This is a genomic window from Pseudomonas sp. LW8 (genome assembly GCF_041956865.1).
GTDB classification, from domain to species: domain Bacteria; phylum Pseudomonadota; class Gammaproteobacteria; order Pseudomonadales; family Pseudomonadaceae; genus Aquipseudomonas; species Aquipseudomonas siliginis.
This window is the reverse complement of sequence record NZ_CP168138.1, coordinates 5,074,027-5,092,013: the sequence shown is the minus strand read 5'-3', so window position 1 is coordinate 5,092,013 and position 17,987 is coordinate 5,074,027. Positions and strand designations below refer to the sequence as shown.

The 17,987-nt window shown below is 60.9% G+C and carries 17 protein-coding genes; 5 read left to right on the top strand and 12 right to left on the bottom strand.

Going from position 1 to position 17,987, the window contains the following annotated elements:
• Positions 1-54 precede the first annotated feature (54 nt).
• Positions 55-2,889: an excinuclease ABC subunit UvrA gene (gene uvrA / locus AB9L16_RS23035; RefSeq protein WP_039761937.1), complete on the bottom strand. Its 2,835-nt coding sequence runs from the start codon at positions 2,887-2,889 to the stop codon at positions 55-57.
• A 191-nt stretch (positions 2,890-3,080) separates the two neighbouring features.
• Between uvrA and AB9L16_RS23030 the strand changes: the two genes are divergently transcribed.
• A complete protein-coding gene (locus tag AB9L16_RS23030; protein WP_041477665.1) occupies positions 3,081-4,478 on the top strand; it encodes an MFS transporter in 1,398 nt (465 codons plus the stop codon).
• Between the two features lie 9 nt (positions 4,479-4,487).
• The gene (locus tag AB9L16_RS23025; protein WP_041477666.1) at positions 4,488-5,009 is read left to right on the top strand and encodes a single-stranded DNA-binding protein; all 522 of its coding nucleotides are present in this window, start codon (positions 4,488-4,490) and stop codon (positions 5,007-5,009) included.
• Between the two features lie 194 nt (positions 5,010-5,203).
• On the opposite strand, the gene AB9L16_RS23020 is transcribed toward AB9L16_RS23025, so the two are convergent.
• The 7 genes from AB9L16_RS23020 to AB9L16_RS22990 form a co-directional block, all read right to left on the bottom strand.
• Positions 5,204-6,361 carry a glutathionylspermidine synthase family protein gene (locus AB9L16_RS23020; protein ID WP_252876986.1) on the bottom strand — a complete coding sequence of 386 codons (1,158 nt, stop codon included), beginning with the start codon at positions 6,359-6,361 and terminating at the stop codon, positions 5,204-5,206.
• 1 nt (position 6,362) lies between these two features.
• On the bottom strand, positions 6,363-7,061 hold the full coding sequence (locus AB9L16_RS23015; RefSeq protein ID WP_375122763.1) for a DUF1190 domain-containing protein: 699 nt from the start codon (positions 7,059-7,061) through the stop codon (positions 6,363-6,365).
• Between the two features lie 18 nt (positions 7,062-7,079).
• Positions 7,080-7,505 carry a DUF350 domain-containing protein gene (locus AB9L16_RS23010; protein ID WP_016772952.1) on the bottom strand — a complete coding sequence of 142 codons (426 nt, stop codon included), beginning with the start codon at positions 7,503-7,505 and terminating at the stop codon, positions 7,080-7,082.
• A gap of 15 nt (positions 7,506-7,520) precedes the next feature.
• Positions 7,521-8,171, bottom strand: a complete 651-nt coding sequence (locus AB9L16_RS23005; RefSeq protein ID WP_375122762.1) for a DUF2491 family protein — start codon at positions 8,169-8,171, stop codon at positions 7,521-7,523.
• A gap of 208 nt (positions 8,172-8,379) precedes the next feature.
• Positions 8,380-9,078: a PspA/IM30 family protein gene (locus AB9L16_RS23000; RefSeq protein ID WP_016772954.1), complete on the bottom strand. Its 699-nt coding sequence runs from the start codon at positions 9,076-9,078 to the stop codon at positions 8,380-8,382.
• A gap of 17 nt (positions 9,079-9,095) precedes the next feature.
• Positions 9,096-9,677 carry a YjfI family protein gene (locus tag AB9L16_RS22995; protein WP_225914461.1) on the bottom strand — a complete coding sequence of 194 codons (582 nt, stop codon included), beginning with the start codon at positions 9,675-9,677 and terminating at the stop codon, positions 9,096-9,098.
• Positions 9,678-9,907: 230 nt separating this feature from the next.
• Entirely contained in the window at positions 9,908-10,462 is a 555-nt protein-coding gene (locus AB9L16_RS22990; RefSeq protein WP_375122761.1) for a cysteine hydrolase family protein, read from the bottom strand.
• A gap of 101 nt (positions 10,463-10,563) precedes the next feature.
• Here AB9L16_RS22990 and AB9L16_RS22985 point away from each other — a divergent pair, with 101 nt between their 5' ends.
• The 3 genes from AB9L16_RS22985 to AB9L16_RS22975 all read left to right on the top strand — a co-directional run bounded on the left by AB9L16_RS22985 (position 10,564) and on the right by AB9L16_RS22975 (position 13,702).
• A complete protein-coding gene (locus AB9L16_RS22985) occupies positions 10,564-11,565 on the top strand; it encodes a GlxA family transcriptional regulator (RefSeq protein WP_310219985.1) in 1,002 nt (333 codons plus the stop codon).
• Positions 11,566-11,844: 279 nt separating this feature from the next.
• Positions 11,845-12,954 (top strand): DUF3182 family protein, encoded by a 1,110-nt coding sequence (locus tag AB9L16_RS22980; RefSeq protein ID WP_375122760.1) that lies wholly within the window; start codon positions 11,845-11,847, stop codon positions 12,952-12,954.
• Positions 12,944-13,702 (top strand): S9 family peptidase, encoded by a 759-nt coding sequence (locus AB9L16_RS22975; protein ID WP_041477675.1) that lies wholly within the window; start codon positions 12,944-12,946, stop codon positions 13,700-13,702. Before AB9L16_RS22980 ends, AB9L16_RS22975 begins: the two co-directional genes overlap by 11 nt.
• A 103-nt stretch (positions 13,703-13,805) precedes the next feature.
• On the opposite strand, the gene AB9L16_RS22970 is transcribed toward AB9L16_RS22975, so the two are convergent.
• The 4 genes from AB9L16_RS22970 to AB9L16_RS22955 are packed head-to-tail and all read right to left on the bottom strand — an operon-like array spanning position 13,806 to position 17,783.
• A complete protein-coding gene (locus AB9L16_RS22970; protein ID WP_041477676.1) occupies positions 13,806-14,795 on the bottom strand; it encodes a lysylphosphatidylglycerol synthase domain-containing protein in 990 nt (329 codons plus the stop codon).
• On the bottom strand, positions 14,792-16,066 hold the full coding sequence (clsB, locus tag AB9L16_RS22965) for a cardiolipin synthase ClsB (RefSeq protein ID WP_375122759.1): 1,275 nt from the start codon (positions 16,064-16,066) through the stop codon (positions 14,792-14,794). Before clsB ends, AB9L16_RS22970 begins: the two co-directional genes overlap by 4 nt.
• Positions 16,063-16,860, bottom strand: coding sequence for an endonuclease/exonuclease/phosphatase family protein (locus AB9L16_RS22960; protein ID WP_056790768.1), 798 nt, complete (start codon positions 16,858-16,860; stop codon positions 16,063-16,065). The genes clsB and AB9L16_RS22960 overlap by 4 nt, the downstream gene beginning before the upstream one ends.
• Positions 16,857-17,783, bottom strand: coding sequence for a DUF72 domain-containing protein (locus AB9L16_RS22955; RefSeq protein WP_375122758.1), 927 nt, complete (start codon positions 17,781-17,783; stop codon positions 16,857-16,859). The genes AB9L16_RS22960 and AB9L16_RS22955 overlap by 4 nt, the downstream gene beginning before the upstream one ends.
• Positions 17,784-17,987: the final 204 nt, after the last annotated feature.

Sequence of the window (17,987 nt, the reverse complement as noted above, 5' to 3'; positions counted from 1 at the left end):
ACAAAAAAGCCCCTGGCACCTCAACGGTGACAGGGGCTTTTTCATGCCTGGCAGTTAAGCCCGATCGCGGATCAGCAGTGGCTTGAGGTAATGGCCGGTGTGAGACTGCTTCATCTCGGCGACTTCCTCCGGCGTACCGGTGGCAATGATCTGCCCGCCCTTGGAACCGCCTTCAGGACCGAGGTCCACCAGCCAGTCAGCGGTCTTGATCACATCGAGGTTGTGCTCGATGACCACCACAGTGTTGCCGTGGTCGCGCAGGCGATGCAGGACGTCGAGCAGCTGCTGGATATCCGCAAAGTGCAAACCGGTGGTTGGCTCGTCGAGGATGTACAGGGTCTTGCCGGTATCGCGTTTGGACAGCTCGCGCGACAACTTGACCCGCTGTGCTTCACCGCCGGACAGGGTCGTCGCCGACTGCCCGAGCTTGATGTAGGACAGGCCGACATCCATCAGCGTTTGCAGCTTGCGCGCCAGTGCCGGCACCGCATCGAAGAACTCCCGTGCTTCCTCGATGGTCATTTCGAGGGTTTCATGGATGCTCTTGCCCTTGTATTTGATCTCAAGGGTTTCGCGGTTGTAGCGCTTGCTCTTGCACACATCGCAGGGCACGTAGATGTCCGGCAGGAAGTGCATTTCCACCTTGATCAGGCCATCACCCTGGCACGCTTCGCAGCGACCGCCCTTGACGTTGAACGAGAAACGCCCCGGGCCGTAACCCCGGGAGCGCGACTCGGGCACGCCGGCAAACAGTTCGCGGATCGGCGTGAACAGCCCGGTGTAGGTCGCGGGGTTGGAGCGCGGCGTACGGCCGATCGGGCTCTGGTCGATATCGACGACTTTGTCGAGATGTTCCAGACCTTTGATGCTGTCATGTGCAGCCGCTTCCAGCGTGGTCGCGCCATTGAGCGCCGTGGCGCTTAGCGGGAACAGCGTGTTGTTGATCAGTGTCGATTTACCCGAACCGGATACGCCAGTCACGCACGTCAGCAGGCCGATCGGGATGTCCAGATCGACATTGCGCAGATTGTTGCCGCGCGCACCCTTGAGCGACAGGTTGAGCTTCTTGTTGCGTGGGGTGCGTTTGGCCGGCACTTCGATCTTCACCCGGCCGGACAGGTATTTGCCGGTCAGCGAATCAGGGTGTGCCATGACTTCGTCCGGCGTGCCCTCGGCAACGATCTGCCCGCCGTGCACACCGGCGCCCGGGCCGATATCGACGACATAGTCAGCCAGACGAATCGCGTCTTCATCATGCTCGACCACGATCACCGTGTTGCCGATATCGCGCAAATGCTTGAGCGTACCGAGCAGCCGGTCGTTGTCGCGCTGATGCAAGCCAATGGATGGTTCATCGAGGATATACAGAACGCCGACCAGGCCGGCGCCAATCTGGCTTGCCAGACGAATCCGTTGCGCCTCGCCACCGGACAATGTGTCGGCACTGCGATCCAGCGACAGATAGTCGAGGCCGACGTTGACCAGAAATTGCAGACGCTCGCGGATTTCCTTGAGGATTTTGTCGGCGATCTCGCCGCGTCGCCCTGTCATCTTCAGCGCACCGAAGTATTCACAGGCATCGCCGATCGGCAGATTGGTCACTGCCGGCAGGGTTTTCTCGCCGACCCAGACGTGCCGGGCTTCGCGGCGCAGACGCGTGCCACGGCAATCCGGGCAGGCCTGATGGCTGAGGAACTTGGCCAGCTCTTCACGCACGCTCGCCGATTCGGTTTCGCGATAGCGACGCTCAAGATTCGGCACGATGCCCTCGAAAGGGTGCGAGCGTTTGACGATGTCGCCACGGTCGTTCAGGTATTTGAAGTCGACGTTCTGCGAGCCGCTGCCGTGCAGGATGAACTTCTGCTGCTCGGCGCTCAGGTCGTTGAAGGGCTTGTCCAGACTGAATTTGTAGTGCGAGGCGAGTGAGCCAAGCATCTGGAAGTAATAGACGTTGCGCCGGTCCCAGCCACGGATCGCGCCCTCGGCCAGGGTCAGCTCGCCATTGACCAGACGCTTGATGTCGAAGAACTGCTTCACGCCCAAGCCATCGCAGGTCGGGCAGGCGCCGGCCGGGTTGTTGAAGGAAAACAGCTTGGGTTCCAGCTCGCTGATCGCATGGCCGCAGATCGGGCAGGCGAAGCGTGCGGAGAAGATCATTTCTTCGCCGGGCTCGTCGTCCATCGGCGCGACCAGGGCAATGCCGTCGGCGAGTTTCAGCGCAGTCTCGAAAGACTCGGCCAGACGTTGCTGCAGATCGGCGCGGACCTTGAAGCGGTCAACGATCACATCGATCGAATGCTTCTTCTGTTTATCCAGCTTCGGCAGCTCGTCGAGCTCGCAAATGCGTCCGTTGACCCGGGCGCGGACGAAACCTTGCGCACGCAATTCCTCGAAGACCGACAGGTGTTCGCCCTTGCGCTCGCGGATCACCGGCGCCAGCAGCATGAGTTTGCTGCCTTCCGGCTGCGCCAGCACCAGATCGACCATCTGGCTGACGGTCTGCGCCTCCAGTGGAATGTCGTGATCCGGGCAACGCGGCGTACCCACGCGGGCATAGAGCAAGCGCAAGTAGTCGTAGATTTCGGTGATGGTGCCGACCGTCGAACGCGGGTTGTGCGAGGTCGACTTCTGTTCGATGGAGATCGCCGGCGACAGGCCTTCGATGGTGTCGACGTCGGGTTTTTCCATCATCGACAGGAACTGCCGGGCATAGGCCGACAGCGATTCGACATAGCGGCGCTGACCTTCGGCATACAGCGTGTCGAACGCCAGGGACGACTTGCCGGATCCGGACAGGCCGGTGATGACGATCAGTTTGTCCCGCGGCAGGGTCAGGTCGATGTTCTTCAGGTTGTGGGTACGGGCCCCACGTATCAGGATCTTGTCCAAAGTGGCCTCGCTTGGCGGGCGTCGAAAACGTAGGAGTATACGGGCAAATACTGGATGGATGCACACTATCAAACGAAGGGCGTTTTGCCGTTCATGAAGAGAGTTTCATCTATACGCGTCATAGCGTCGCGATATACCCCGTCTTCCGATGGGACTGGTAGAATCGCCGCCGGTTCACACGAGGTTTTTCCATGCACGATCCCCACAGCGAACGCATGAGTGGCAGCGAGACCCGCGCGGCGAGCGGTCTGGCCCTGGTGTTCGCCTTCCGTATGCTTGGCATGTTCATGGTGTTGCCGGTGCTGGCGACCTATGGCATGGATCTGGCGGGAGCGACCCCGGCCCTGATCGGGCTGGCGATTGGCGCTTACGGTCTGACCCAGGCAATTTTCCAGATTCCGTTCGGGATCATTTCCGACCGCATCGGTCGCCGGCCGGTGATCTACCTCGGCCTGATCGTCTTCGCTCTCGGCAGTGTTCTGGCTTCCCAGGCCGATTCGATCTGGGGCGTGATCGCCGGGCGAATCCTGCAGGGCGCCGGGGCGATTTCCGCAGCGGTGATGGCGCTGCTTTCCGACCTGACCCGCGAGCAGCATCGCACCAAAGCCATGGCGATGATCGGCATGACCATCGGCCTGTCGTTCGCCGTGGCCATGGTGGTCGGGCCGTTACTGACCAGTGCGTTCGGGCTGTCCGGGCTGTTCCTCGCCACTGGCGCCATGGCGCTGGTCGGCATCCTGATCATCATGTTCATGGTGCCGCAATCCACCGGGCCGTTGCAGCACCGTGAGTCCGGCGTCGCCCGGCAGGCACTGATGCCGACGCTCAAGCACCCCGACCTGCTGCGCCTGGATCTGGGCATCTTTGTGTTACATGCCATGTTGATGTCGAGCTTCGTCGCCTTGCCGCTGGCACTGGTGGAAAAAGCCGGTTTGCCCAAGGAACAGCACTGGTGGGTCTACCTCACCGCGCTGCTGATTTCGTTCTTCGCCATGATCCCGTTCATTATCTACGGCGAGAAGAAACGCAAAATGAAACGAGTTTTGCTCGGCGCCGTCATGACATTGATGCTGACTGAACTATTCTTCTGGCAGTTCGGCGACAGCCTGCGTGCTCTGGTGATCGGTACGGTGGTGTTTTTCACCGCGTTCAATCTGCTCGAGGCATCGTTGCCGTCGCTGATCAGCAAGGTTTCACCGGCAGGCGGCAAGGGCACGGCCATGGGCGTGTACTCCACCAGCCAGTTCCTCGGTTCGGCACTCGGCGGGATACTCGGCGGCTGGTTGTTCCAGCATGGCGGTCTGTCGGTTGTGTTCCTCGGATGCGCCGCGCTGGCTGCACTTTGGCTGGCCTTTGCTGTTACCATGCGCGAACCTCCCTACGTGACGAGCCTGCGCTTGCCGTTGTCGCCCGAAGCGATCCGCGAAGCGGGTCTGGTCGAGCGCCTCAAGGCCCTGGTAGGGGTAACAGATGCAGTGATAGTCGCCGAAGAGGCGGCTGTTTACATCAAACTGGACAAAGAATTAGTGGATCGCACCACCCTCGAACGCCTGGTCAACAACCCGGCCGGGGCTGCGTGCGACGCTTAGGAGAACGTTATGGCCCGTGGGGTTAACAAAGTCATATTGGTCGGCACTTGCGGCCAGGATCCCGAAGTTCGCTACCTGCCTAACGGTAATGCCGTGACCAACCTGAGTCTGGCCACCAGCGAACAATGGACCGACAAGCAGACCGGTCAGAAGGTCGAGAAAACCGAGTGGCACCGTGTGTCGATGTTCGGCAAGGTTGCCGAGATCGCTGGCGAATACCTGCGCAAGGGTTCGCAGGTCTACATCGAAGGCAAGTTGCAGACCCGCGAGTGGGAAAAGGACGGCATCAAGCGTTACACCACTGAAATCGTGGTCGACATGCAAGGCACCATGCAACTGCTCGGCGGCCGTCCACAACAGGGCGACCAGCAAGGCGGCGGCAACAACTACCAGCAGCAGGCGCCACGTCAGCAGGCACCGCGCCCGCAGCAGTCGGCTCCACAGCAGCGTTCGGCTCCGCAAGCACCGCAGCAGGCCGCACCGCAACCGGCTCCGGATTTCGACAGCTTCGATGACGATATTCCGTTCTGATTTGCCGCTGTAACCGTCTTGAATGAAAAAGGCCCGTCGCTTAAACGACGGGCCTTTTTTGTTCAGGAAATTCCTGGCTACTCACAATCTCCTGTGGGAGCGAGCCTGCTCGCGAATGCGTCAGATCAGTCGATGCACCTGTAACTGACAGGACGCTTTCGCGAGCAGGCTCGCTCCCACAAGGTAACTTCGTCTTAATCCAGGATCAGGTGCGGCAAAAATCGACTTGAATCCTTGGTGATCAGACTATTGTCTTCACGCACACCAATCCCCGCTGCCTCATCGCCAATCACCCACGAGCCAATCAGCGTGTAGCTGTCGCCAAACTTCGGCAGCGGTGCGAACTCCTGCAGGATGAACGGCGCATCGGTGTAAGGCCCGTCCTCTTTGACGATCAGACCTTCCGTCGTTTGCAGCTCGATGTTGGCGCCTTCGCGGGAAAAGTACGGCTTGCGCACCCAGCCCTTCGGCACCGCACTCTGCGGATTCGGATCAAGGTGCGCAGCGAGCAGATTCGGATGGCCCTTGTGCAATTCCCACAGCAGCGGCAGGGCACCTTTGTTCGACAGAATCGCCTTCCACGCCGGTTCGAAAAACTGCGTATCGCATTCGGCGATCGCTGCGCCGAACGGCTCGTGGAAGATGAATTCCCAGGCGTGCAGCTTGAACAGGTGCGGGATCCAGCGATCCTGCAGATCGACGAAACGACCTTCAGCCGTCAGGCCAATGTCTTCGATATCGATGTGGCGTGATTCGATGCCGACCTTTTCCGCGATCAGCCGCAGGTAATCGGTGGTGCCTTTGTCCTCGACCGAATCCTTCATCGACGCAAAGTAGAACGGCCGCTTCAACTGCAACTCGGCGAAGGCCTGATGCAGCTTGGTGTCGATGCTGTTGAACTGGTCGGCATGCGGCGGCAGCGTGCCACGCTCGATGCACTGTTCCAGCCAGCCCCATTGAAAGGCTGCCGCTTCATAGAGGCTGGTCGGCGTGTCGTAGTTGAGCTCCAGCAGTTTCGCCGGCCCGTTGCCGCTGTAGGAAAAGTCCATGCGACCGTACAGATGCGGATGACCCTCGCGCCAGGAGGTGCGGATCATGTCGTAGTACGCCGCCGGGATACTCAGGCGATCGAGCAACTCCTCGCTGTTGACGACGCGATCCACCAGGTCCATGCACATCTCATGCAGTTCGGTGGTCGGGTCTTCCAGATCGTTTTCGATCTGCGCGAGGCTGAACTGGTAGTAGGCGCTTTCGTCCCAGTACGGTTCGTCGTCGATGGTGTGGAACAGGAAACCGAGGCTTTCAGCGGTGTGTTTCCAGTCGGGGCGCTCGGCGCAGTGGATCTTTTTCATGTCAACTGCTCGAGCGTCCGGAACTGCTGCCCCAGCCACCCCAACCGCTGCGGGCGCTGGACTGGCTGCCGAAACCGCCGCGCGAAGTCGACGACGCAACGTTCACCGGTTTGCTTTTGCTGCTCTCGTAATCCGACTGGCTGCGCGAGGTTGTGTCAGCTCGGCGGTACTGCGTTGAGGTGTTGAACGGCTGGCGCGTTTCGCGATCACGGTAAACGGTGCGTTCGGCGTTGTTGCTCATTGCGTTGCCGATCAGCCATCCGGTCAGCCAGCCATTGCCGCCGCCACCTGAGCCACCGGAATAGTGCGAGCCGCCGTGGCTGGCACTGCTGCTGGTGGTGTCTCCCGCCGGCATTTGCGAATTGGCGATGGCATCGAGATCCTGCGGCGTCTCGGCATTGCCCGGCACTTTGAAGCCGCCGAGTTTCGGCACGAAACGGCCATCGGAATTTTTCTGACACCAGCCAGCGGCAAAGTCTGCGTCGCACTTGGCCTTGTCGTTGTAGGCCGGGGCGATGCGCCGGTGTTCGTTCAGGGCGGCGACGTAGGCGCTGGAGCAGAGATCGGCGGCCAATTCGGCGTCGACACACTGTTCAACGCTCTGGAAGTTGCGCGGCTGATCCAGCGCCGCTGCTTCACCGGAAATCGCCATCGCCACCGATGCGGCGAGGGACAATTGCACGTATTTGCTGCGTTTCATCGAGAGGCTTCCTGCCGGTCAGTGGGACGGGGTCATGCACGCGGCATTGAGCATGCCGACGCTGATCGCCACGGCAGCCACATAGATGCCGGCCGCCACTTCGCCGTTGGCGATGCGCTGGGAAGTGCCCTTGAGCACCAGCCCGGTAGCGACAAACGCCAGCAATTGCACGACGGCGGCGATGACCGCCCAGAGGACGAAGTCGAGCACGTTGACCGAGTAGGCGATCACGTTGCTCGCCGGAATGGCGAAACCGATGATTGCCCCGGACAGGGCAATGGCGGCGGCAGTGTTGCCGGCACGGATCAGCTCGAATTCCTTGTGCGCGGTGATGCGCGTGTAGACGAATTGAAACAGCATGAACAGCAACACGGCGCCGATCAGGTAGACGACGAAACCGACCAGCGCGGTTTTGTTCAGAGAAACGGCCAAGACTTCCAGCATGAAAAACTTCCTTTTTTAGATGGCGCTCAAATCAGTCGTGTACAGCGAGATGCCCAGCGAAGTGCTCAGGCTGACGGTGCCTTCTTCGTCCTGTTCGACGGAGAACAGCAGCAGTTCGCGGCGATCGGTCAGGCCGGTGTCGCGGGCATACAGCATGGCGTGGTGCTTGATGGTGTAGGACTCGTCCGGATTGACCACGTGTTCGGTCATTGGCACCAGTTCAGTCTGATGCAGTTCGGTGCCCCATTCGCGGGCGTATTCAACACCGTCGTGGTTGTAGGTCGGCAGACCGATCAGGCTGTTGGGGCCGGCCAGACGCTGCAGTTCGGCGTCACTGTTGACCGTCACGTAGCTGAGGTAATTGAACAGGGTGACCGACTCGACCTGATCATCGCCGGTGACGTGGATCTGCACCCAGAAATCCTCGTCGTTCATGTAATAGCGGTGCAGTTTGTTGGACTGGCCGAGATCGACCCAGCCGGCGCTCCACACCGCTTGATCGAATGGCACCCGCACCGAAGTCGAGCCTTCCAGCAGCAACGCCAGGGTCGTGTCGAAGCGCACGCCTTTGCCTTGAGCCATGCCCAGTGGGCCGCTGGCGCCGGTGGTCGTTGGCGCAGCGGTCTGCCAATTGCTGGTGCCGAGCAAGTCTTTAAACCATCCCATGGGTACGTTCCTTGAAGCGGGTGGAGGTGTTCGGGTGAAAAAGTGGCGGTAGTGTAACGGGCGAAGCGGTGAACGAGCAGGGGCAATTACGCCGCAAAACCATGTGGGAGCGAGCCTGCTCGCGAATGGGTTGTGTCAGTCACTCGATTATTTGACTGTCACGACGCTTTCGCGAGCAGGCTCGCTCCCACAAGTTACCGTTCAGTCCTTACTGCGCGGACTTCTGCTTCAGCCGCTCAAGGATTGCATTGGCGCTGCCTTCGTTCGGCGTGATGCCGGCGTCGCGCAGTTTGCGTTCCAGGTCGTTGCCGGTGGAGGCGTCGGCCAGTTCGTCTGCGGCGTTCAGTTCGGCAGCGCGTTGCTGCTGCTTGGCTTGCAGGCGGTTCAGGGTGCCGACCGCGGTTTCCAGTTTGCCGTTGGCGCCGCCGCTGGCAATCGAGGCGCTGACCTGGGCTTTCTGCACGCTGTCGCGGGCCTTGGCCATGTCCACTTGCTGGCGCAGGCTCTTGATCCGCGATTCGGCTTTGCTGATGTCTTTGCGCATGTTGTCGGCGTAGGCGCCGAATTCATCGCTGAGTTTCTTCTCGGCAGCAAGGTCGTTGGTCAGGGTCGAAATCGCTTCGGCCACTTCCAGCGCAAGGTCTTCGCGGCCGGCATTCAACGCGGCCACAGCCTTGGCTTCGAGGTCCTTGATCTTGGCGTCGTATTCGCTGACGCGGTCGGCGGCCAGTTTGTGCTTGGCCATGATCGTTACCAGTTCGCGGCGGGCATTGGACAGCGCGGTGTCCGCGTCGCGGATTTCCTGATCGAGGATGCGCAGGGCCTGCTGGTCGGCGATGGCTTCGCCGACTTCATTGGCGCCGCCGCGCAGTGCGGTGAACAACTTGCTCCAGATGGACTGAGTCATTGGATATTCCCTGTTGATTACTTGAAGAAGTGTTCGAAGGCTTCGCTGGCGCGCTGCACGTTGTCGACCAGGGTTTTCACCTCGGTGACGACGTTGGTCAGGCTCGAATCAGCACTGAGGGCGCCGAACATGTTGTAGACGGTCTGCCCGTTCGGCATCGATTCGATCCCGATCGAAGACAGCGGGAACATCTCGCGGCTGCGCAGCACGGCATCGTTGAACGCCTGGACATTGCTGATCGAATCGATGTCCACCAGCACGGTGTCGACGATGATCTGCTGGCCGGCCAGGGCGATGTGAATCGGCAGGCCGCCGAATTCGTTCATTTCCAGCTTGATGCTCGGCTCGGAGCTCTGGATCAGGGACAGCGAAATCTCTTGGGAAGCCACCTCGTCCAGCGCCTTGAGGGCATTGAAGAGGCTGTCGATGGTCCAGTTGTTGCCTGCGCTCATGTATTTCTCCGACATGAAAGAGCCAGCCAGAATCGGTTGGCGTAGCTGTTGCTCCATTTGCTTGAGCAAGCTTCGGTTTTCCGGAAGCACCCAAGTTTCGTGTTTCACATAACCGGCGGCGGCCAGGCCTGCGCGCATCTGCTTCATGTAGAAGCTCGACGGTTTTTTTGCCGACGCCTTGCCACGCTCGCCCTTGGGGCTGGCTGCGGCAGGCGTCGGAGTGCGGCTTGTCATGGCTGGAATCCGGTTATGAGCGTCTCACGCGTGGGCCACACTACAACCAATGCAAAGTGCCATCAATGACTCACGCGTGAGATTTTCATGACAGACGCAAAAAGGCCCGCAACGTGGCGGGCCAGTAGATTGCGCAGTTGTTGCTAGGCGTTGCTGCTCAGGAACTCGTCAGTGGATACCACGCTGGCATAGGCAAAACCCAGCGCCGACATGAATGCTGCGTGCACATGAGCGGCGGGCACCGTCAGGCCATCGAATTCCAGATCACGGCTGGCGCAGGCATCGTGAATCACCGTGACCGCATACCCCATGTCCGCCGCCGCGCGGGTGATGCCATCGACGCACATATGGCTCATGCTGCCGACCACGATCAGGTCGGTGATGCCGTGTTCGTCGAGCACCGCTTTCAGTTCGGTTTCGCGGAACGAGTTGACGAAGTGCTTGAGCACCACCGGTTCGTCGGCGCGGTTGAGCACTTTCGGATGCAGTTTCGCGCCTTCGGAGCCGGGAGTGAAAAACGGCGCGTCTTCGGAGGTGAATTCATGCCGAATGTGTACCACCGGATCGCCCTTTTCGCGGAAGGCTGCGATCAGCCGTGCGGCGTTATCGGCAGCGGCGTCGGCGCCGACCAGCGGCCACTTGCCTTGGGGGAAGTAGTCGTTCTGGATATCGACTACGATGAGCGCTTGCTTGGCCATGGGATTGTCCTCGAGACGGTGATTGGGTGTGGCCTCAGTATTGACGCTGGCCGAGGATTCGAGGATTGGCCGCACCGACAATAGACGGGGGAAAACTGACAATGGCTGCACAAAGAGCCGCCACCGCTGAACTGGGCGTGCTGATTTACCCCGGCGCGCAACTGGCGGCGGTGCACGGTCTGACCGATCTGTTCGCCGTGGCCAATCGCATCGCTGCCGAGTATCAGGCTGTGCAATTGCCCGTGCTGCGGGTCAGTCACTGGCAGGTTGAGGGCGAGCAGCTGCCGACGCGGGTCTATGACAGTCATCCGGGCGACGAGGACGGTTTGCTCGCCGTGCTGATTCCGCCGTCCCTCGGCGGGTTCGATGCGGCGCAGATGACCGTGAGTCTTGCGCAATGGCTGCGCGATCAGCATGCGCGCGGCGCAACCCTTGGTGGTGTTTGTGTGGGCTCGTTGATGCTCGCCGAAAGCGGCTTGCTCGACGGTCGCAGCGCCACCACGCACTGGACCTCGGCCCAGGCTTTCGCCGAGCGTTACCCGAAGATCAAGCTGAAGGCCGACACGCCGATTGTCGACGACGGCGACCTGATCACCACGGCCGGGCTGATGGCCTGGTCGGAATTGGGGTTGCGCTTGGTCGATCGCTTGCTCGGCCCGAGCATCGCCACCGCGACCGCGCGTTTTCTGGTGATGGAACACAGCGACAGCGCCAGTGAATGCGGAAGCAATTTCGCACCGATCCTCAGCCATGGCGACGCGGCGATTCTCAAGGTCCAGCACTGGCTGCAAAGCACCGGGGCGACGGATGTTTCGCTGACGGCGATGGCTGAGCGTGCGGGACTTGAAGAGCGTACTTTCCTGCGCCGATTCCGCGCCGCGACAGGCTTGAAACCGACCGAGTATTGCCAGCACTTGCGGGTCGGCAAGGCGCGGGAAATGCTCGAGTTCACCAATGGCACGATCGACCACATTGCCTGGACGGTGGGCTATCAGGATCCGGGCGCGTTTCGTGCGATCTTCAAGAAGATTACCGGGCTTGGGCCGAGTGAGTACCGGGGGCGGTTTGGTGTGAATCCCGCTCCCAGAACGACGATGAACTAATGTGGGAGCGAGCCTGCTCGCGAAGGCGCTGGATCTACAGAATTGTAGTCGGCTGACACTACGCTTTCGCGAGCAGGCTCGCTCCCACAATGATCGCGGCGAGGGTGAGAGATCGTGCAATTTGCCGGAGTTTTGCGCGCTGTCGTGCAGTTTGAAACAGGCGTGATGCCAGCACAGTCACGGCAAGCTCCCAATTATCGGGCGGTTCGTGGGGATCGCTGATTGGCCTGATCTCTGCAATTTCCTTTGAGAACCCATCGACTGATAAAAGGGGAACGCATGACCCCGACACCCAGCAACAAAATCGTCGTGGCCCATTCGGTGCGTGCCGAGGCGCCGCAACATGAAGTCGAGACCAACAAGGCACTGGCGCGTTGGCTGGCGCAGATTCTCGGCTGCAAATTCGGCGGCAGTTTCGATCCGGCCAAACATCAGGGCCGCGAGCTGTATCTGCTGCCAACGCAAACCATCGTTGGCGCCGCCCACGCTCAAGCGCTGGGCATCAAAGGCCCCGATGACTTGTGGGGCGGTTACGTCGAATACGATTTCATCTGCACCAAAGCCATCAGCCACGGCTTGCGCAGCCATCTGGCGCACGCGCCGCAAGGCTGGTCGCCGCTGTTTTCGGAGCGGGTGCGCAACGTTGTGCTCGACGGTCTCAGCGTATTCGCCCTGGAAGATGCGCGGCCCGCCGCCGAGCATCTGTTGTACGCCGGGCCGATTCGCTTGAAGCCGATTCACGCTTGCGCCGGTCGCGGCCAGGAAGTGATCAAGAGCCTCGACGCGTTCGATGAAATCCTCGCTCGCCCAGAAGCGGAGAGCGTGTTCAGTGACGGCGTAGTGCTGGAGCAGGATTTGCGCAACGTCGTCACCCACAGCGTCGGCCAGTCGTTCATCGGCGGCAAAGTGTTGAGCTACTGTGGTGATCAATACTTGACTGAGGACGGTCAGGGCGAAGAGGTCTACGGCGGCTCGAATCTGCTGGTGGTGCAGGGCGGCTATGACCAATTGCTCGCGCTGGATCTGCCTGACGATGTGCGTCTGGCCATCGAGCAGGCGCAGGTCTTCGACAGTGCCGCCAACGAAGCCTACCCACGCTTCTTCGCCTCGCGGCGCAATTACGATATCGCCCAAGGCCTCGACGCCAGCGGCAACCCGCGCAGCGGCGTGCTCGAACAATCCTGGCGCATGGGTGGTGCCAGCAGCGCTGAAGTGGCGGCGCTGCAAAGCTTCGTCAACGATCCACAGATGCGCGCCATCCGTGTGTCGTCGGTGGAAACCTACATCGATCAGGCGCTGCCGGCGGACGCCATCGAGGTCTATCGCGGCCCGGCGGAAAACAGCGCGTTTCTTCTCAAATATGTGACGGTCCAATCCTATGACGGCTAGAAGCGAATGCATTCAAATCGACATTGATGACGAACAGATGAGCGGGACTTTTCTCAGTCCCAAATCGAAAGTCCCGGGGGTGTTGTTTGTTCACGGTTGGGGCGGCAGTCAGGAACGTGATCTGGAGCGGGCCAAAGGCATCGCCGGCCTGGGTTGCGTATGCCTGACCTTCGACCTGCGCGGGCACACCGGCGGCACAGGAATTCCGCTGACCCGGGTGACCCGTGAAGACAATCTGCGTGACTTGCTGGCGGCCTACGATCGCCTGCTGGCGCACCCGGCGCTGGATACCTCGGCGATCGCCGTGGTCGGCACCAGTTATGGCGGTTATCTGGCCTCGATCCTGACGTCATTGCGCCCGGTGCGCTGGCTGGCGCTGCGCGTGCCGGCGCTGTACCGCGACGAGCAATGGCACACGCCCAAACGCGATCTGGACAAGGCCGATCTGCGCGATTATCGCAATACGCTGGTGCGCGCCGACAGCAATCGCGCCCTGCATGCCTGCTCGCAATTCACTGGCGACGTGCTGTTGGTGGAATCGGAAACCGACGACTTCGTGCCCCACGCGACGATCATGAGTTACCGCGCCGCGTGTCAGCAGACTCACTCATTGACCCACCGGATCATCGATGGCGCCGATCACGCATTGAGTGATCCGGTGTCACAGCAGGCGTACACCTCGATTCTGGTGGACTGGATTACCGAGATGGTGGTGGGGGAGCGGTTGAGCATTATCCAATCCAGATGATCTGTCGCATGTACCGGCCCCTTCGCGAGCAGGCTCGCTCCCACAGGTTGAACGCATTTCAAATGTAGGAGCTGCCGAAGGCTGCGATCTTTTGATCTTGATTCTAATGTGTGGGTTTCTTCTCGATCCGCAGCGCCTTGGCCTTGGCCTCCACCACCAGATACATCACCACCGTGATCAACAGCGGCAGCAGAAAATAAATCGCCCGATACGCCAGCAATCCCGCGACCAGACTGCCGCGCGACGCCTCGTGCTGCAGCAACGCCACGAACACCGCCTCAAGCACACCCAGTCCCGCCGGAATATGCGTGATGACCCCGGCAATCGCGCTGATCAACAGCACGCCAAGCACCAGCGGATAATCCAGTTTGCTCGGCAGCAGAGTGAAGATCACCGCCGCCATCAGCGACCAGTTCAACGCGCCCAAGAGCAATTGCAGCACGGCCATGCGCAGCGACGGCAGGTTGATTTCCACGCCGCGTATCGACCACTCGCGGCGCTTGGAAAACTGACACGCCGCCAGATAGCCGGCGCTGACCAGCAGCAGTAACACACCAACCAGTTGCAGGGCCGAACTGCTGAGTTTCCAGCCCGGCGGCATCGTCACCAGACCGCTGCTGAACACTACGCCAGCGATGGTCATGTAGCCGAACCAGTTGGTTGCCAGGCTCAGGCCGAGAATCTTGGCGATGTTGCCTTTGCTCACGCCCAGCCGCGAATACAGGCGATAGCGCATGGCGATGCCGCCGACCCAGGCGCTGAGATTGAGATTGAAGGCGTAGCTGATGATGCCCACCGGCAGGATCTGCTTCCAGGTCAGGTCTTGCCGAATGTAAGTGCGGCCGATCAGGTCGAAACTGGCGTACACCAGAAAACTCAGCAGGGTCAGGCTGGCGGCGATGATCAGTGTGCGCACCTTGAAATCGGCGAGGGTCTCCAGCACCTCGGCCCATTCGATGCGCGTAGCGAACATCGTCAACAGGACGATCAGCGCGAGGAAAAACAGGATGGTCAGCGGACGTTTCCAGCGGCTCCATTTCGACGGCGCCGCTTGTGTCGAATGGCTATCGGAATGGACTTCGGAATGACTCATGGACGCGCACCTCGGTAAGGCTTCAGACGCGGTTTATGCGCCGGCAGCCAACCGGCCATGGCCGGGAAGTGCCGCAGGAAGTGGAACACCAGAAAGCCCACGGTCATGTGCCAGATGCGCCCGCGCGGCAACAGCTTGGCGTCCATGGACTTGCAGTGGTTCTGGCTGAGGTCTTCGAGGCGTTCGTACAGGTGCTGATTGAATGCGCGGTCGCGGATCAGCACGTTGGCTTCCAGATTCAGCGACAGGCTCAGCGGGTCGAGATTGCTCGAGCCCACGGTGCTCCAGTCTTCGTCGACCAGCGCGACCTTGCCGTGCAGCGGGCGTTGGCAGTATTCGTGAATCTGCACGCCGGCACGCAACAGATAATCGTAGGTCATGCGCGCCGCCAGTTTCGCCACGAGCATGTCCGGCTGGCCCTGCAGGATCAGCCGCACCTCGACGCCACGGCGGGCGGCGTTGCGGATTTCGCGCAGCAAACGGTAGCCGGGAAAGAAGTAGGCGTTGGCGATGATTACCCGGCGCTTGGCCTTGCGCAGCACCTGCAAATACACGTCTTCGATATCGGTGTTGTGTTGATCGTTATCGCGGAACACCAGGCGCACCTGGCCGTCGTGGTCGGTGAAGGCCATTTCCTCCAGACGCTGGCGCCGGCGCTGCCACCAGAACCGCGCGCGCCCGGGACGACCGCTTTGCAGCAGGGCGAAGTGATGGATATCGGCGACCACCGGGCCCTGGATCTCCACCGAATAATCTTGCTTGGCTTCAGGGCCGAAGTCGGCCAGATGATCGCCGGAAAAATTGATCCCGCCGATGAACGCGATCAAGCCGTCGACCACCACGATCTTGCGGTGCAAGCGGCGGAACCAGTTGGTGCGAATGCCGAGGTGCTTGGGCGCCGGATCGAAGATTTGCAGATGCACGCCGGCATCGCTCAAGGCCGACAGATAGCCGGTGCTCAGCTCGCCACAGCCGAAGCCGTCGAGGCTGACCGTGGTGCGCACGCCACGCTGGGCGGCTTCGATGAGGATTTGCTGCAACTCGGCGCCGACCTTGTCTTCGAAAACGATGAAGGTCTCCAGCAGGATTTCGCTCTTGGCTGCGCGCATCGCTTCGAACACGCGGGGGAAATATTCCTCGCCGTTCTCCAGCAGCTCTACGCGGTTATTGCTGTGCCATTGATACTCGACGTCAACGTGGCCGGGCTCGCGCACCGGCGGGTTCAACGGGACCGGGTCGACGGCGGATTTTTCCAGTGGCGCACTGTTCATAGTTCAATCTCCACCGATAACGGTGCGTGGTCGGAAAGGTGGGACCAGGGCCGGTTGGTCAAAACTTTCGGCCGGCTGGCCTTGAGGTTGCGTACGTAGATGCGGTCGAGTCGTAGCGCTGGCAGCCGCGCGGGAAAACTGCGCGCGGGTTTGCCGTACTGCTCGGCGAACACTTCGCGCAGGCCACAGGGCTTGAGCTGCGCATCGGCACGCTGGCGCCAGTCGTTGAAATCGCCAGCGACGATCACCGGAGCGTCGGCGGGCAATTCGGCGAGACGTTGCATCAGCAGATCCAGTTGCGCGTTGCGGTGGCTCTCGCGCAGGCCCAGATGCACGCAGATCGCATGCACTTCGGTGCCGTCGCCAGGCAGGCGCAGCACGCAATGCAACAGGCCGCGGTTCTCATGGCCGCTGATCGACACATCGAGGTTGTCGTGGCGGATGATCTGGAATTTCGACAGCAGCGCATTGCCGTGATCGCCCGCCGGATACACCGCGTTGCGCCCGTAGGCGAATTGCGGCCAGAGGCTGTCGGCGAGAAATTCGTATTGCGGCATCGTCGGCCAGTTGTCGTAGCGTTTCGGATGCTGCTCGTGCGTGCCGTGGACTTCCTGCAGAAACACCACGTCGGCGGCGACGCTGCGCACCGCTTCACGCAGCTCCGGCAGGATGAAGCGCCGGTTCAGTGCGGTGAAGCCCTTGTGGGTGTTGACGGTCAGTACGGTGAAGGTGCGCACCGAGGGCGCAACTACGGAGCCTTCGTCGGTAAAACCGACCGGTTCGGGAATGCTCATGACAGAACTCCTTCTGCGGCAACTTGCCCGGGAGTCGTGGCGAGGTCTTTATCGAGGTCGAAGCGCTGCAACAGGTTGCGTGCGTCGTAGGGCGCGCGGACTTTGATGTCGTTGTCGAAGTAGCAGAACACTTCGCGGGATTTGCGCGCGCGGGGTTTCAGGCGTGGGGCTATCAGGTGGGCGTCCTCTGGCTGTTTACCGTGATGCCAGGCGTCGATGCGCTCGGCCCAGCGCTTGAGCGCTTGCTCGGAATAACCGCTGGCGTAGAGCTCTTCGGCGCCGTGCAGGCGCAGATAGACGAAGTCGCTGGTGAGGTCTTCGCGGTACGGCCATTTGCCGGCGGTGTCGGCAATGACCAGCGCAGTGTTATGGCGCTTGAGCAGGCGCACGAATTCCGGATCGATGAAACTTTCATGACGGATTTCCACGGCGTGGCGCAGCGGCTTCTTGCGCCAGGCTTTGATGCTGGCGTGGCCGGGCAGATGCGAGTCGTGCTGGCGGGCGAGGGCGGCTGCGGCTTGGGTGTCGTGGGGCAGTTGCGCGAGAAACTGGTCGAAACGCTCGGCATCGAACTTGAAGTTCGGCGGAAACTGCCAGAGGATCGGCCCGAGTTTTTCCTTCAGCTCCAACACGCCCGAGGCAAAGAAATTCGCCAGCGGTTTTTCGATTTCGCGCAAACGGCGCACGTGGGTGATGAAGCGCGGCGCCTTCACGCTGAACACGAAGTCATCAGGGGTTTCGGCGTACCACTGGGCGTAACGTTCAGGGCGTTGCAGGGCGTAGAACGATCCATTGATTTCGATGCTGTTGACCGCGCGGGAGGCGAACTGCAATTCGCGCTTCTGCGCCAGTCCCTTCGGGTAGAAATCCCCGCGCCACGGGGCGTAGCGCCAGCCTGAAATACCGATGTGAATCGTCGCCATCCCATCCTCCCGTAGAAAGTCCTCGTGTTGCCGATGTTCTGTGATGACTGCGGCGGGGGCGGGAAAGTTTCGGTGGTGTTACGGACGGTCGCGGGTGAAGCGAAGATCAAGAGCTTACCCCCTCACCCCAACCCTCTCCCCCAAGGGGGCGAGGGGGAAGGGAGCAGATCTTCATGCCTCCTGAAATCGCGTACGACTGTGAAG